The sequence below is a fragment of the Trebonia kvetii genome, from assembly GCF_007827045.1.
Lineage (GTDB): Bacteria > Actinomycetota > Actinomycetes > Streptosporangiales > Streptosporangiaceae > Trebonia > Trebonia kvetii.
In genome coordinates, this window is the sequence record NZ_RPFW01000002.1 from 211,866 (window position 1) to 226,775 (window position 14,910).

At 73.8% G+C, this 14,910-nt stretch carries 9 protein-coding genes; 6 read left to right on the forward strand and 3 right to left on the reverse strand.

Annotated elements, in window-relative coordinates; translation table 11 throughout:
* Window position 1: 1 nt before the first annotated feature.
* Together cydD and cydC are read left to right on the forward strand one after the other, a co-directional pair.
* Window positions 2–1,726 carry a thiol reductant ABC exporter subunit CydD gene (gene cydD / locus EAS64_RS09690; RefSeq protein ID WP_145852608.1) on the forward strand — a complete coding sequence of 575 codons (1,725 nt, stop codon included), beginning with the start codon at window positions 2–4 and terminating at the stop codon, window positions 1,724–1,726.
* Entirely contained in the window at window positions 1,723–3,462 is a 1,740-nt protein-coding gene (gene cydC / locus EAS64_RS09695; RefSeq protein ID WP_145852609.1) for a thiol reductant ABC exporter subunit CydC, read from the forward strand. The genes cydD and cydC overlap by 4 nt, the downstream gene beginning before the upstream one ends.
* Here cydC and EAS64_RS09700 read toward each other — a convergent pair.
* Complete coding sequence (locus EAS64_RS09700) at window positions 3,426–5,903, reverse strand: serine/threonine-protein kinase (protein WP_145852610.1); 2,478 nt, start codon at window positions 5,901–5,903, stop codon at window positions 3,426–3,428. The two genes, cydC and EAS64_RS09700, sit on opposite strands and share 37 nt — an antisense overlap.
* Before the next feature lie 304 nt (window positions 5,904–6,207).
* On the opposite strand from EAS64_RS09700, the gene EAS64_RS09705 reads away from it, so the two are divergent.
* The gene (locus EAS64_RS09705) at window positions 6,208–6,984 is read left to right on the forward strand and encodes a maleylpyruvate isomerase family mycothiol-dependent enzyme (protein WP_145852611.1); all 777 of its coding nucleotides are present in this window, start codon (window positions 6,208–6,210) and stop codon (window positions 6,982–6,984) included.
* Between the two features lie 207 nt (window positions 6,985–7,191).
* Complete coding sequence (locus EAS64_RS09710; RefSeq protein ID WP_145852612.1) at window positions 7,192–7,953, forward strand: GntR family transcriptional regulator; 762 nt, start codon at window positions 7,192–7,194, stop codon at window positions 7,951–7,953.
* A gap of 13 nt (window positions 7,954–7,966) precedes the next feature.
* Here the strand turns inward: EAS64_RS09710 and EAS64_RS09715 are convergent, their stop codons facing one another.
* Window positions 7,967–8,620: an HAD family hydrolase gene (locus EAS64_RS09715; RefSeq protein WP_145852613.1), complete on the reverse strand. Its 654-nt coding sequence runs from the start codon at window positions 8,618–8,620 to the stop codon at window positions 7,967–7,969.
* 219 nt (window positions 8,621–8,839) lie between these two features.
* Here EAS64_RS09715 and EAS64_RS09720 point away from each other — a divergent pair, with 219 nt between their 5' ends.
* Complete coding sequence (locus EAS64_RS09720; protein WP_145852614.1) at window positions 8,840–12,445, forward strand: AAA family ATPase; 3,606 nt, start codon at window positions 8,840–8,842, stop codon at window positions 12,443–12,445.
* Between the two features lie 51 nt (window positions 12,446–12,496).
* On the forward strand, window positions 12,497–13,330 hold the full coding sequence (locus EAS64_RS09725; protein WP_145852615.1) for an NAD-dependent epimerase/dehydratase family protein: 834 nt from the start codon (window positions 12,497–12,499) through the stop codon (window positions 13,328–13,330).
* An 82-nt stretch (window positions 13,331–13,412) separates the two neighbouring features.
* Here the strand turns inward: EAS64_RS09725 and EAS64_RS09730 are convergent, their stop codons facing one another.
* A complete protein-coding gene (locus tag EAS64_RS09730) occupies window positions 13,413–14,891 on the reverse strand; it encodes a DUF8094 domain-containing protein (protein WP_145852616.1) in 1,479 nt (492 codons plus the stop codon).
* Window positions 14,892–14,910 lie beyond the last annotated feature (19 nt).

Genomic DNA, 14,910 nt, shown 5'->3' on the forward strand with positions numbered 1-14,910 from the left:
CATGCGCCCACTCGACCCACGCCTGCTCCGCTACGCCGGCGGCGCCCGCGCCCCGATCGGCGCGCTCGCCGGAGTCGGCCTGGTGACCGCCGGGCTGACGATCGTCCAGGCGTGGCTGCTCGCCACCGTGATCGCGCGGGTATTCATCGACAAAGCGACGCTGTCCGCCGCGGCGCTCATCGCGTTGGCCGCGGTCACCACCGGCCGCGTCGTCACCGCCTGGGCGGCGCAGGCCCTGGCGCACCGCGCCGCCGCGACGGCACGGAGCCAGTTGCGCGGCGCGCTGCTCGCGCGCATTGTGGCGCTCGGCCCCGGCTGGCGGCGCGGCCGTGGCAGGGATGCCGGTCAGGCTGCCGGCGGGATCAGGGACGCCGCGGGGCTGACCCAGCTCGCCACCGTCGGCCTCGACGGACTCGACAGCTACTTCACCAGCTACCTGCCCGCGCTGATGCTCGCCATCGCGGTCCCGGTCGCGGTGCTCGTCACGATCGCGGTCGCCGACCCGCTGTCCGGGGTCACGGTCGCGGTCACGCTGCCGCTAGTGCCGCTGTTCGGCGCGCTGATCGGGATGGTGACCGGCCAGCACGCCAAGCGCCGGCTGAACGCGCTTGCCAACCTGGCGCACCACTTCCATGATGTAGTCAGCGGGCTGCCCACGCTGCGGGTCTTCGGCAGGGCCGGCGCGCAGCGGAGCAGGATTGAGCAGGTCACGGGGGAGTACCGGCGCGCCACGATGGCCACCCTGCGCCTCGCGTTCCTGTCCAGCCTCGCCCTTGAGCTCATCGCCACGATGTCCGTTGCGCTCGTCGCCACCGAGATCGGGCTGCGGCTCGCCTACGGGCACCTGGACCTGCGGACCGGCCTGCTTGTGCTGATCCTCGCCCCGGAGGCGTACCTGCCGCTGCGCGCGCTCGGGACCCAGTTCCACGCCACCGCCGACGGACTCGCGGCGGCCAGCGAGGTTTTCACGCTCCTGGAGACGCCCGCGTCAGCGGACATGCCGGCAAGCAACGTTCCGGCCGTCCCCGATGCCTGCCTGACTGCTGTCAGCGCGGCTGACGGCGCGGTCATCCGGGTGAACGGCGTGAGCGTCCGGCACGAGGGCCGCGCCGTCCCTGCGCCGCACGCGGCCACGTTCCGCATCGTGCCCGGCCGCCTCACGGTGCTGACCGGACCGAGCGGCTGCGGTAAGAGCACGCTGCTTTCTGTCCTGCTCGGCTTCACCGAGCCGAGCGCGGGCTCGGTCACGAGCAGCCCGCTCGCGGGCGACGCGGTGACGCAGGGCGCGGTCGCCGCCGCCTGGCTGCCGCAGGAGCCGACCCTGTTCGCCGGCACGGTCGCGGAGAACATCAGGCTCGGCTGGCCGGACGCGCCCGACGAGGCCGTGGCGGACGCCGCCCGCGGCGCCGCGCTCGACGATGTCGACCTCGCCAGGGTGCTTGGCGAGCGCGGCGCGGGCCTGTCGTCCGGCCAGCGGCGGAGGGTCGCGCTTGCCCGTGCGCTGCTGCCCGCCGCGCCGCTGCTGCTGCTCGACGAGCCGACCGCGGGCCTGGACGCGCGGCGCGAGGCCGTGGTGATCGCCACCTGCTGCCGCCACGCCGCCGCGGGCCGCGCGGTCCTCGTCGTCTCGCACCGCCCCGCGGTCATCGCCGCCGCCGATGAGGTCGTCGACATCGGCGCGCCCGCGCAGCCGCACGGGCCCATGCCGACCGGAGCCCGCCGATGAACCGATCTGATAACAGCAACAGGCGCGCAGCGCAACCCGGCACCGTGCACGGGACCGCCGCGACCAGCAAGGCGGGATCGTCGGGTGACCGGGCTCGCCTCGTCCTCGCCGCCATCCTCGGCACCCTCGCGGCCGGCTGCTCGGTCGGGCTGCTCGCCACCTCGGCCTGGCTGATCTCCCGTTCCGCGCAGCGGCCGCCGGTGCTGTACCTGATGGCGCCGGCCGCGGTCGTCCAGGCGTTCGGCCTCGGCCGCGCGGTCCTGCGCTACGCGGAACGGCTCGCCGGGCACGACGCCGCGCTGCGGCTGCTCGCCGACCGCCGGGTCCGCGCGTGGGACGCTCTCGCCAGGCTCGCGCCCGCCGGGCTCGGCGACTACCGGTCCGGCGACCTGCTCGCCAGGCTCGTCTCCGACATCGACTCGTTCGCCGACCGCTGGCTGCGGGTCCGGCTGCCGTACGCGGTCGCCGCGGCCGTCGGCGCGGGCTCTGTCGCGCTCGTTGGCGTGCTGTCACCCGCGGCCGGCCTGGTCCTCGCGGCGACCCTCGTCGTCTCGGCGCTCGCGGCGCCGCTGGTCGCGATCGCGCTGTCCCGCAGGGAGGAACGGTTGGTTGCGCCGCTGCGCGGCGAGTTCGCCGCCGCGACGACGGAGTTCATCGAGGGCGCGGCGGAACTCGCCGCGTTCCGCGCGGACGCGCGGGCGCTGGCCGCACTGAAGAGCAAGGAGGCGCGACTGGGGGCGGCCGCCATCCGTTCGGGATATGCCAGGGGCGCCGGAGCGGCGGTGAGCGCGCTCGCGGCGGGTGCCGCGGTGTGGGGCGCCGTGTTCTTCGCGGTGCCCGCGGTCCGCGCGGGCGCCCTGGCCGGGGTGCTGCTCGCCGTCGTCGTGCTGACCCCGATCGCCGTGCACGAGGTGTTCGGCGGGCTCGCGCCGGCCGCGCAGGAGGTGCCGCGGCTGCGCGCGGCGGCCGCGCGGGTGTCCGACGTGCTGCACCGCCGCGCCCCGGTCGCCGAGCCCGTGGTGCCCGCGCCGCTACCGCAACCGCCCTACCACCTGGCGGTCCGCGGCCTGCGCGCCGGCTGGGTGCCGGGCCGCGACGTGCTGCGGGACATGAGCTTCGACGTGCCGTCCGGCTCGCGGGCCGCCATCGTCGGCCCGTCGGGCTCGGGCAAGACCACGCTGGCCATGGTGCTGCTGCGGTTCCTTGACTACTCGGCGGGCACCGTGACCCTCGGCGGGCGGGATCTGCGGACGCTCGACGGCGACGCGGTGCGCTCGGTCATCGGCCTGTGCGAACAGGACGCGCACGTCTTCGACTCCACCCTGGAGGCCAACCTGCGGCTGGCCCGCCCGGGCGCCACCACGGCCGAACTGCGCTCCGCGCTCGCCGGCGCCCGGCTGCTCGACTGGGTCGACGCGCTGCCACTCGGCCTGGCGACCCCCGTCGGTGAGCACGGCGCGCGGCTGTCTGGCGGCCAGCGCCAGCGGCTGGCGCTCGCCCGGGTGCTGCTCGCGGACTTCCCCGTGGTGATACTCGACGAGCCCGCCGAGCACCTGGACGAGGCGACGGCGCAGGACCTCACCCGCGACCTGCTCACCGCGGTCGAGGGACGCACCGTGCTGCTCATCACCCACCGGCCGGTCGCTCCGGGCACCGTCGATCAGGTGCTACGGCTTGACGGCGCCCGCCCTGCCGCGGGCTATGACGAGGGAAGCGTCGTGAGGTCGAGTATCTGAATCTGCGCCGTCCCGGCGTCCGAGACGTACAGGGAGTTCTGGTCGAAGGCGGCCTGCGCGAAGCTCAGCGGCGTCTTGCCGCTCGCGATGTACCCGACGAGCGCGGGCTTGCCGGCCGGGGCCAGCCCGGCGTCGACAACCGCGAGGTTGTCCGCGCCCGGCAGGCCGTTCAGGTTGCTGTCGGCGACCACGATCGTCTTTCCGCCGTTGACCACGATCACTCCCGTCGGCGTCTGCCCCACGGGGACGGACGCCGTCAGCGCGTGCGCGGGATCGGTGCGCAGCTTGGCGGCCGAGAAGCCGAGCAGGGCGTTGCTCGACTGGGCGGTCACCCAGACCGTCGTCCCGTCCGGTGAGACGGTGACCCCGGTCGCGCCGCAGCCCGCCGCCGCCTGCGCCACCAGCGCGGAACTCGGCTCGGTCTCGAGCTTCGGAATGCTCAGGACGCTGATCACGCCCTCGCTCGGGCCGAAGGCCGCCGTGCGCGCCTTCGCGCCGCTGACGACGTACAGCCACAGGCCGTCGGGGGAGACCGCCAAGCCCGCCGGGTGGATGCCGAGCGTGATCGTGCCGACGAAGACCCCGGGCTGGTTCTGCCCGCTGGTGAGTGCCTTCGCCATGTCGAACACGGCGAGCTTGTTGGAATTCCGCAGCGTCACGAAGCCCCAGCGGTTGTCGGGTGAGATCGCGACACCGCTCGCGTCGGTGACCGGGCGCACGCCGGGGACCGCCAGGGTCGCGGCCTGGGCGGAGCCCGAGTCCTGCTCAGCCACTGTCGCGTTCTCCACGAAGATCATGTTGCCGGCGGCGACGGCCGCGTACTTGCCGTCGCTCGTGAGTGCCACGCCCCTGGCCGCCTCGCCCGGGTACGCCACCGTGTCGCCGTACTGCTTGGTCGCGGTATGCCCGCTGTTCATGACCAGAACGCTGAGCTTGTCCGGGTTCGTCGCGAACACGTACTTGCCGGTTCGGCTCACCGCGATGCCGTACCCGCCGCCGTTCTGGAGTTTCACCGTCGTGCCGCTGACCGTCAGCGTCTTGCCTGCTGCCGCGGCCGTCGAGCAGCCAGGCACGGCGACCGCGGCCGCCGCGACCGAGGCGGAGGCGGTGGCCGATGACGTCGAGGTCGAGGCCGATGTCGGGGTCTGCCCTGTTTGCGTGCCCGACGGGGAAGCGGCGGGCTTGGTGCCCCCCACGTGCCCTGCCACGTACGCGCCGCCGCCGCCCGCGGCGAGCACCACCACGATGACCCCGGCGAGGACGCCGGGGGAACGCCAGGCCGGCCGTCTGCGCACGGCGACCGCGGGGGGCAAGGAGGCGCCAGACGCGTAGGCCTCGGTGGCCGCGGCGCCCAGCTCCGAGTCGAGCGCCATGTTCTTCGTCTTCGGGTGACCGGAAGCCGCTCCTGCCGCGGCAGGCTTCGGACCGGAACCGCCGCCGGACGGCCGGATGTCGGCGAGCTGCGTCACGATCCTGGGTGTCGGCCCGGAACCGCCGCCCTGCGCGGGCAGCGCACCCGTCTCATACGGCGCGAACCCCAGGGCCGACCGCAGCGCGTCCGCGAACTCACCGCAGGTCGGCCACCGGTCCCCTGGCGCCTTGGCCAGGGCCCTTTCCAGCACCGGGTCGACCGCGGCGGGAAGATCGGGCCGCAGGCTGGTCACCGCCGGCGCCGGCTGCGAGACCTGCGCCCAGATCACCGCCATGGCCTCTTCCCGACGGAACGGCGGCGACCCGGTGAGCAGCTCGAAGGCGGCGCAGGCGAGCGCGTACTGGTCCGCGCGCCCGTCCACCGGCTTGCCCTCGATCTGCTCGGGCGAGACGTAGTCCACGGTGCCGAGGAACGACCCGGTGCCCGTCAGGCCGCTCGCCGACAGGGTGGCTTTGCTGAGCCCGAAGTCCGACAGGTACACGTGGTCCGGCCTGCCACTGCCCGCGGAGGAGTCGAGCAGCATGTTCGCGGGCTTGACGTCGCGGTGCACGAGACCTCGCGCGTGGGCGGCGTCAAGCGCCGTGGAAACCTGCGAGATGATCTCGGCGACCCGGGCGGGCGGCAGGTGGCCCGCGCCGTCGAGCAGCGATCGCACGTCACCGCCACGGACGTACCGCATCGCGATGAACAGCACGCCCGCCGCCTCGCCGGCCTCGAAGACCGGGATGATGTGCGGATCGTCCACTGCGGCCGCGGCCCGTGACTCGCGGATGAACCGCTGCCGGAACGCCTGGTCCGCGACGAGGCCCGGCGCCAGGAGCTTCAGCGCGACCTGACGGTCGAGGCGTTCGTCGTGCGCGCGGAAGACAACCGCCATTCCGCCCGCGCCGACTTGTTCCTCAAGCACATAACCGGCGATGCGCGAACCAGGCCCGAAACCCGCCAGCGATCCGCCGGCTGCTCCCTTAGGCAGTGACTCGCCGGCTCCCTCGGGGACGTCCTCGCTCACGATTCCTCCATTAGGCAGGCCGCCGGTTGGCCGCCCCCTCGGCACCGCCGCCACCAGCAAGGAAGCGGGAGATCAAGCTGATCACGACGCAGCTGCACGTGCGATCCGCGCCATTTTATGGCAAGAGTCGTCAATTCCAGAAGCGAGTCGTATTTTAGAATGGGCTAGTGCCAATAGGTGGATAACTGTTTTAATCCGTGCGCATGACCGCAGCGTTGAGAGCTGGCTTATTTCGAAGGGAAGGGTGGGAATTAGGTGGCCGGGTCGGCCGCCGGGCCGGCGGCCGGTCGCCTAGGATCGCTGTGTGGCTACCGTTACCGACGCGACTCCCTGGCTGCGGGCCGTCCGCGCCTCCCACGACCGGCTGGCGGGCATCGTCGCCGGACTCGACGCCGAGACCCTGCGCAAGCGGTCCTACGACACGGACTGGTCCATCGCCGATGTGCTGTCGCACCTCGGCAGCGGCGCGGAGATCTCCGCCATGTACGTCAACGCGGGCGTGACCGGCGGCGACCCGCCGTCGCAGGACGCCTTCAAGCCGATCTGGGACACCTGGAACGCGCGGTCGCCTGAGGACCAGGCGGCCCGCTCCGTTGAGGCCAACGAGGTCCTCGTCGCCAAGCTCGAGTCGCTGACGCCGCAGCAGCACGAGACGTTCCGGGTGACGATGTTCGGCGCGATGTCCATGGACCTGGCCGGCGTGCTCGGCATGCGCCTGTCCGAGCACGCCGTGCACACCTGGGACGTCGCCGTCGCGCTCGACCCGTCCGCCCGGATCGCGCCCGATGCCGTCGACCTGCTCATCGACCAGCTGCCCCGGATGACCGGCTTCATGGGGAAGAAGGCGTCCGCCCCGGTCACCGTCGCGGTCACCACGACGAGCCCGGACCGCGCGCTCACCCTCGACACGGGCGGCGTGACCCTGGGGCCAGCCACGGCGGACGAGATCCCGGGCGCGTCCCTGACCCTGCCCGCGGAGGCGTTTGTCCGACTCATCTACGGCCGCCTCGGCAACGACGCCGAGGTCACGGCCTCCGGCGTGACCCTGACCGAGCTCAGGACGGTGTTCCCTGGCTTCTAGCCCGCGGTAAGGCAGACCAGATCTTGCACTCCAGGCGCGGGACGGCGCCCAGGCGGACACGGCCGCACGGTGGCCCGCTCACTCGTCGCGACTTATATAGTCGACCCTATTCGAGTATTGTTGTGCGTAGCACGCCGAACCACCCCCTGGGTTCCCGAGAGAGGCATCGATGCCGCGCACCCGCATGCCCCGCGACCGGCAGGCACCATGACCAGCGGCGAAGACGGCCTGCCCAAGTACGCGCGGGTCGCCGCCGCCGTGCGCGGCCAGATCGCCGCGGGCGCGCTGCTGCCCGGGCAGCCCGCGCCAAGCGGCGCGGCGCTCAGCCGCCTGACCGGGTTCTCGACGCTGACCTGCCGCCGCGCGCTGCGCGTGCTCATCGACGACGGCCTGCTCACACCGGGGCCGAGCCGCAACGCCCGGCCGCGGGTAGCGGGCGCGGCGCAGCCGCCGGCCGAGCGCGATCTCGCCGCCGCGACGCGCGCCCTGTCGGCGGGCCTCGCCGCCCGGCGCCGCGCGCACGGGCTGACCCAGCCGGAACTCGCCGCGCTCAGCGGCGTTTCCGTCACCACGGTCGGCCATGCGGAGACCGGCCGGCTGTGGCAGTCGCGCCGCTTCTGGGAGCACGCCGACGCGATCCTGGACGCCGCGGGCGGGCTGCTCCGGCTGCATGACGCCTACCGCCAGGCGGTCGCGGCGGGCCAGGCCGCGCAGGACGGCATGCTGCCTGCCGTGGCCGGACCGCGGGCTCGCGACGGCGACGGCGAGGACTCATCGGAACGGGTTCGGCTGCCTCGCCAGGCCACCGCGGTGCCGGCCAGCCTGGTGACGCCGACCTGCGTCATGATCGTGTGGGCCGATGGCTCGGTCACCACGGTCCACCCGCCGCGCGCGCTAGCCGGCGAGGGCGCTTCGGGAGAGATCCCGTCCGGGGGACCGGAACACCCGGACTGGTCGCCGCAGGCCTGATCGTTGCCGGACCTCAGCGGGCGGCCGGCTCGGGCAGCGACGTCAGGAACGCGCGCAGCTTGTCCGGGTCCGTGAACACGTGGCCGGTGATGCCCAGGGCCTCGGCCCCGGCCACGTTGGACTCCTTGTTGTCGATGAAGACCGCCTCGGCCGGCGTGATCCCGAGGTCGGCAAGGACATGCAGGTAGATGTCCGCGCCCGGCTTGAGCAGGCCGAGTTCCCCGCTGACGTAGCAGGCGGCGCCGAAGAAGTCGCCGAGCGGCCCGTGCCGGAAGTAGCTGCCGAAGTCGGCGCCGGCGTTGGAGAGCAGCGCGAGCGGCGTGCCGCCCTCCCGCAGGTCAGCGAGCACCTCGACGGTCGCCGGGTTGATCGACAGCCAGCTGCGGAAGTCCGCCGCCCACAGTTCGTGCACCCTGGCCTCGTCCCAGCTGGCGCCGATCTCGGCGGCGATCGCCCGCCAGTAGGCGGCCACGCCCGCCGTGCCCTGGTCCAGTCCGTCGCGGTGCGCGAAGTAGGCGGCGAAGAACCGCTCGGTGGCGTCGTCACCGCTCACCCCCGCGAGGTCCGCGAGCACCGCCCTGTCGGCCGTCGACGGCGTCAGGGATATGACCTCGCCGTAATCGAAGATCACGGTTCTGCCAGGCAGCGAAAGGGGAGCACGAGTCACCAGCTCACCGTATCGTGGCGCCCCGGCGGGCGTGGTGGCACGGCCCGCTCTCCGTGCCACCACACCCTGCCCGCTCCCGCGTTGCCGCGGGTCCCCTCCCCGCAGGCAGCGCTTTGAATATAGGAGTTAATGGTAAAATTCAGGTCTAATTCATTGTTTGCCACGTTTTAAAGAAGTTTCAGCCGCCAGCGGGCCGGTGTTTCACGAGGAAGGAGCCGCATGCCTGCCGGGACGATCATCATCCTGGGGCATGTCGAGCTGCGCTCGGGCGATAAGCCGGCGAGCTTGCGCAGGCAGCTGCGCAAGGCGCTGGCGCTCATGGTCGCCGCCCGGGGCAGGCGAGTGCGCCGCCAGGAGATTTCCGCCGCTGTCTGGGAGAACGAGGACAGCGACGTACGCACCCTGATGTGGTCATTGCGACGTGCGTTGCGGGATTGCAACAGTGGCTTTGATGTGCCGCCTGATAAGGGCAAGGAAGGCAATTACCGTCTCGTCGCCGCCGAGCCAGGCAGCCTTGACGACGCGGTCGACGCATTCCGCTTTCTCGCCTTGACCAGGCAGGCCGAGGCATCGCTCGACGACGGCCAGGAGACCGATGCGGTCGGGCTGCTGACCACGGCGGCCGTGCTGTGGGGCGGCGAGCCGTTCTCGGGCCTGTGGCCCGACGGACCGCCCCAGGCGTGCCGTCGACTACGGGCGGAACTGGAGCAGGCGGGCGACCAGGTCGTCCGCACCCTGGCCGAGGCGGCGCTGCGCCAGGGCGCCCCGTACCGAGCGGCCCGCGCCTATCACGGCCAGCCGATCGGCGAGCGCGCCGCGGACGGTGACATCGGCTGGCTGGCGGACTTCCTGATCGCCCTGCACGACCGGCCGGGCGGCGAGGAGGCCGGACGCCTGCTCGCGGCGCGGCGCGGCCCGGGCAGTGACAACCGCCTTGGCGAGCGCGTCGTGGCGCGCGCCGACGACCTGCTGATGCTCGCCGAGGCGGGGATCGACGTGCACCGCCCGCTGGCCGAGGAGCGGCGCCCGCCGGTCGCCGGCAGCCCGCGGGTCATGGTCGGCAGGGATGCGGAGATGACCGCGTTCCGCCAGGCGCTCGCGGGCATGCTGGCCGGCCGCCCCGCCACCGTGCTCGCGCGCGGCGCCAGCGGGCGCGGCAAGAGCAGGCTGGCGGGCGAGTTCGCCGTCGCGGCCGGCACGGCCGGCGTCCCCGTCGTGCTCGTCGACGCCGACCAGCCGGGCGACCTGCGACCCTGGCAGGAAATCGCCAGGAGACTCTGGCCCGCCGCGTGCCGTGACCTAGGCCAGGGCCGGGACCTCGCGGCGCCGTGGCTGACGCTCGCGCAGCGGCGCGCGCTGCTTGACTTCGTCGCACCGCGGGCGGGCGGGTCCGCACCGCCAGAGCCCGACCAGGCGCAGCAGGCGCGCTTCGCGGACATCGCGGGCGCGCTGAGCCTGCTCGCGCGGAACGTCGCCGGCCGCAGGGGCCTCGTGGTGGCCGTCGACAACGCGGACCGCCTCAGCGAGCGCTCGCGGGACCTGATGGGGCTGTTCCTGGCCAGCCTGCGCGACGCGCCGGTGTGCGTGGTGCTCCTCGGCCGCGGGGAGGGAGGCGACGCGGCGCCGTGGGCGGAGGTGGCGGCAGACGCGGGGGCCGGCCTGGTGCGCCTGTTCCTCGGGGCGCTGCCGGAGGAGGCGATCGGCGGCTGGCTGCGGCAGGTGCGCGAGCAGGAGCCGACGGCGGAAGAGATCGCGCTTGTCGCGCGCGCGACCGGCGGTGAGCCGGTGCGGATCGGTGACCAGATGGCCGGCGCGGCCGTGCTAGCCCCCTGGTCGCGGGACCCGGCCGACCCGCGTACCGCGGCGGAAGACGCCGGCGTCCCCTCGGCCTGGCTTGCGGCCGCGGCGATCACCGCCACCGGCCTGGCCATCGAGACCGCGCTCGTCGCCAGCATGCTCGACCTGACCGATGAACAGGCCGACCGCGAGGAACTGCGGGCTCGCCGCATGGCGTGGATCGACACGTCGGCGGGCGTGCGCTTCTCGCACGGCAGTCACCGCGAGGACGTGATCGCACGGCTGGACGCCGACCCGGCGCTGCGGCGCGCCCTGCACGCGCGCGCGTTCGCGGCGCTCATCGAGCGCGTCCCGGCCGCGGGAGACCCCGACCCGAGCCTGCCGGTCAGGATCGCGGAGCACGCGCTGCGCGCCGACCGGGACCTGTCACCGGAGGAGGCGGCGCGTGCCTTCCTCGCGGCGGCCCAGGCCGAACGGGCAAGCGGCGAGGCGGCCGAGACGTGGGCGAGGGCCGGCATCATGCGCAGGCCGCGGGATATGGCGATGCGGGCCAGCCTGCACCTGGCGCTCGGCGACGCGCTCGACCAGCGCGGCGCGGTCACCGCGGCCGACCGCGAGTACCAGCTGGCCTTCGACATCGCGGCCGACCGGCCGCTGGTGCGGGCGGAGGCGCTGATCAGGCTCGCCCGCCGGTGGACGGACCCGGGCAAGATCGACTGGTACCTGCTGCGCGGCCTCCAGGACGGCATCGCCGCCCTGGAGGGCCACGACGAGGAACTGGCGGTCGCGCTGCGCCTGCAGCTCACCGCCCACCTGGCCCGCAAGTCCACGCTGGCCGTCCCGGTGCTCGGCACCGAGGCCGACGAGATCAGGCAGGGCGGCGTCGCCCTGGCCCGGACGGCGCTCGGCCAGGCGGCCGGCCTGCCGCCGGCCGCCGCCTGCGAGGTGCTCAACGAGTGCCGCTGGGCGCTGTACGACTACGACCCGCCGGCCGAGACAGTCAAGCTGTCGCAGCGCCTGGACCGGGTCAGCCTGCTCGCCAGGTCGCCGTACTTCCAGCGGCAGGCGCTGATGACCCTCGCGGTCGACCAGCTCAGGCTCGGCCAGGTCACCGAGGCGCAGGGCACGCTGCTCGCTCATGAGCGGAGCATGCCGGACAGCCACGCCTCCCGGTGGCTCCAGCTCACCATGGAGAGCGCGCTCGACCTCTGGTTCGGCAGGTTCGCCGCGGCGGAAGACCGGCTGTTCGGCGTTGCCGCGCCGCTCGTCGCCCAGGCGCACGCGGAGCAGGCGCGGGTAGCGGACACGCTGCAGCAGACCTGGCAGGGACAGGTGCTCTGGCTGCGCCGCGAGCGCGGTGAGATCCTCAGCGGCACCGACCCCGAGGTCTACCGGCAGATCGAGGGCCACGCGTACTTCCCCATCTGGCGGGTCGCGCTCGCCCTTCTCAGCTCCGACGACGGCGACCTGACCGCGGCGGCCGCCCACGTCCGCGCGCTCGACGAGGAATATCACCGGTTCGCCGCGTTCCCGCCGCACGGCTGGACCGTCTCCGTCGCCGCGATGCTGGCGGAGACCTGCTGGGCGATGAGCCCGCAGGGCCGTCGTCGCTCGCGGGAAGACCCGCTGGGGGAGATGCTCCCCGACATCCTCGCCCGGCTGCGAGCCATCATCGACAGGCACCCAGGCGAGGTCGTCCTCGCGGGCTGGCCGTCGGTCCCGCTCGGTCCCGCCGAGCGGTTCGCCGGCCTGCTCGCCCTCGCCGGCGGGGACTTCGGCGAGGCGCTGCGCCTGTTCGACGCGGTGTCGGGCAAGGTCGCCGCGGCGCCCCCGCACGCGGCCCGCCTCCAGGTGGACAGGGCACGCGCCCTGATCGGCCGCCTCGGCGCCGGCCGCGCGGGCGGCGGCCGTGGCAGCAGCGACCGGGACGCCGCCGTCCGGCTGCTCGACCAGGCCGCGGCGACGGCCGGGCGGCTCGGCATGCGCGGGCTCGCCGAGGAGGCCGGCCAGCTGCTCGCCCGGTGCTGACCCGGTTACCGCGCAGGGTTTTCTGCCGCACCGCGTCCTAGGATCGGGTTCATGACGACCATCCTCATCACGGGCGCCGCGGGAAGCATCGGCACCATGCTCCGCTCCCGGCTGGCCCGCGAGGGACGCGTGCTGCGGCTGCTCGACGTCGCGCCGCTGCCCGGCGGGCCAGGCCCCGGTGAGGAGTCCGTCACCGCCTCGGTGACCGACATGGCCGCGATGACCGCCGCCTGCAAAGGAGCCGACGCGATCATCCACCTGGGCGGCATCCCGTCGGAGGCCGCGTGGGCGCCGGTGCTCGACGTCAACATCAACGGCACCTACACGGTCTTCGAGGCCGCCCGCAGGGCCGGAGTGCCGCGGGTGGTCTTCGCCTCCTCCAATCACGCGGTCGGGTTCGCGCCGCGCGAGTCGTTCCCCGTCCCCGACGCCGCCTATCCCGCGCCCGACACCTACTACGGCGTCTCCAAGGCGGCCGGCGAGGCCGTCGCGGCCCTGTACGCCAGCCGCTATGGCCTCAATGCCGTCTGCGTCCGCATCCTGTCCTGCTTCGAGCGGCCGCTGAACGCGCGGATGCTGTCCACCTGGCTGTCGCCTGACGACGCCGGCCGGCTCTTCGAGGCCTGCCTCACCGCGCCCGCGCCCGGCTTCCGCGTCATCTACGGCGTGTCGGACAACACCCGCGGCGGCTGGGTGTCACTCGACGGCGCCCGGGCTCTCGGCTACGAGCCGCGAGACGACGCCGAGCACTACGCCACCGACGTCCTCGCCGCCGCCGGCGACCCAGCCGGCCCCGACCCCGCCGACCCGGTCTTCCGCTACCTGGGGGGCGACTTCACCCTGCCGTCCCGCGACGCCCCCATCCCGCCCGCCGCTGACAGCTAACCCTCCGCCCGCCGGCGCCGTTGCCGGCCGATGCTCACACGTCCGGCTGACCAGCCGCCGGCCGCGGGCATGGACGGCGGGCCTAGTTCGTGCCGGTGATCCCCGAGTAGTCGGCCACCACGCGCACCGTGCCCGCGCCGACTTGGGGGTCGTAGGTGGCGACCTGCTCCAGGTAGCTCATCCCCGCACGGGACAGTGCCTGGCCGGGGGAGAAGAAGCCGGGGACCGTCAGGTGCAGCATGGTGCCCGGCCGTGCGGTGATCGTCAGCTGCGCGGCGTCGGTGTAGAAGACGAGCGCGCCGCCATCGCTGGTGCGCAGCGCGAACTCCTGTCCGTTGATCCCCGAGGCGGGTGCGTGCGTGTCGGTGACGGCCGCGCCAGGCAGCTTGCCGCGCCAGAACCGCTGGTCGGCCATGTCGGACAGGTTCCCGGGATCGGCCACCTCGTTGCCCATGCCGTCGAGCGTCGCCGCGGTGACCGCGGGGAGCTGGCCAGGGGCGACGGCGAGGGACAGGTCGGTGGGGGAGACCGCCGTGGCAAGCCCGTTGGCGCCGACGTCGATCCGCGGTGCGCTGGTGCCGGGCAGCAGGTAAGGCTCGATCGCGTTCCGCCAGGCCCCGCCGGGGGTGGCCTGGGTGAACAGCAGGTACTCCATGGACGTGACCTGCTTGGGATGCGCGGAGAACGCGTTGGCCACTTGCACCACGAACCAGCGCGGACCGGCCGCCGGCTCGTTGCGCGGGATGTAGTAGGTCGCCTGGACCGGCCCGAACGCGGGGTAAGGCGCCACGCCGAGGCCGCGCTGCCGCTGGTACAGGCCCGTGTCGATCGCGAAGCTCGAGCCGGTCTCCGCCACGGCGAGCAGCGTGTCGCTGCGCTCGGCGTTCGCGCCGTTGTTGACCGTCGTGTACCCGGCGAGCACCCCGTGGGCCTGCCCGAGAGTCAGCGGGCCGGAGGAAGCGGCCGGCGAGGCCGGCGCGCTGGCAGAAGCGGAAACAGTCGGCGTCGCGGTCGGGGCGGTGAAACCGCCGCCGCCCTGCGCGGCATGACCGTTCGGGTGCCCGCTGGTGAGCAGGATCGCGCTGGCGCCGGTGGCGGCCGCGAGCACGATCACCCCGGCCGGGATCAGCCAGCGCGGTCGGGCCCCATGAATAAGGCTGTTGCGGCTGCGGCGGGAAGGGCCCGGCCGTCCCCGGCGGCCGCGCCTGGCGCCGCCGCCGGGGAGGTAGAAATCGCCGGTGTCGGGTTCGTCCTGATCCCCGCGACCTGGGTAGGGCGCGGGAGGCCACGGCCCATAGGACAGGTCCGTGTCCGGCTGGGGGCTCGCCGACGGCCAGGGCTCGCGCTCATAGGTGATCGGATAGGGAGCCGTGCCCTCGTCAAGCACGTCGTCTTCCGCGGGCCAGTCGCCCTCCGCCTGCCAGTCGCCCTCGGCCTGCCAGCCATCGCCTGGCGCCCAGAAATCGTCCGCGGCCCAGGCCCCTGAGCCGCCGCCCGCGCTGGACGCAGGTGCGGGGTCGCGCTGACCCGACGGCGGTCGGCCGAAATCCCAGTGACTCATCGTGCTCCAGAGCTAAAGG

Coding starts and splice junctions, on each gene's coding strand:
- cydD (WP_145852608.1), top strand. CDS start 2: ATGCGCCCACTCGACCCACGCCTGCTCCGCTACGCCGGCGGCGCCCGC.
- cydC (WP_145852609.1), top strand. CDS start 1,723: ATGAACCGATCTGATAACAGCAACAGGCGCGCAGCGCAACCCGGCACC.
- EAS64_RS09710 (WP_145852612.1), top strand. CDS start 7,192: ATGACCAGCGGCGAAGACGGCCTGCCCAAGTACGCGCGGGTCGCCGCC.
- EAS64_RS09720 (WP_145852614.1), top strand. CDS start 8,840: ATGCCTGCCGGGACGATCATCATCCTGGGGCATGTCGAGCTGCGCTCG.
- EAS64_RS09725 (WP_145852615.1), top strand. CDS start 12,497: ATGACGACCATCCTCATCACGGGCGCCGCGGGAAGCATCGGCACCATG.
- EAS64_RS09730 (WP_145852616.1), bottom strand. CDS start 14,891: ATGAGTCACTGGGATTTCGGCCGACCGCCGTCGGGTCAGCGCGACCCC.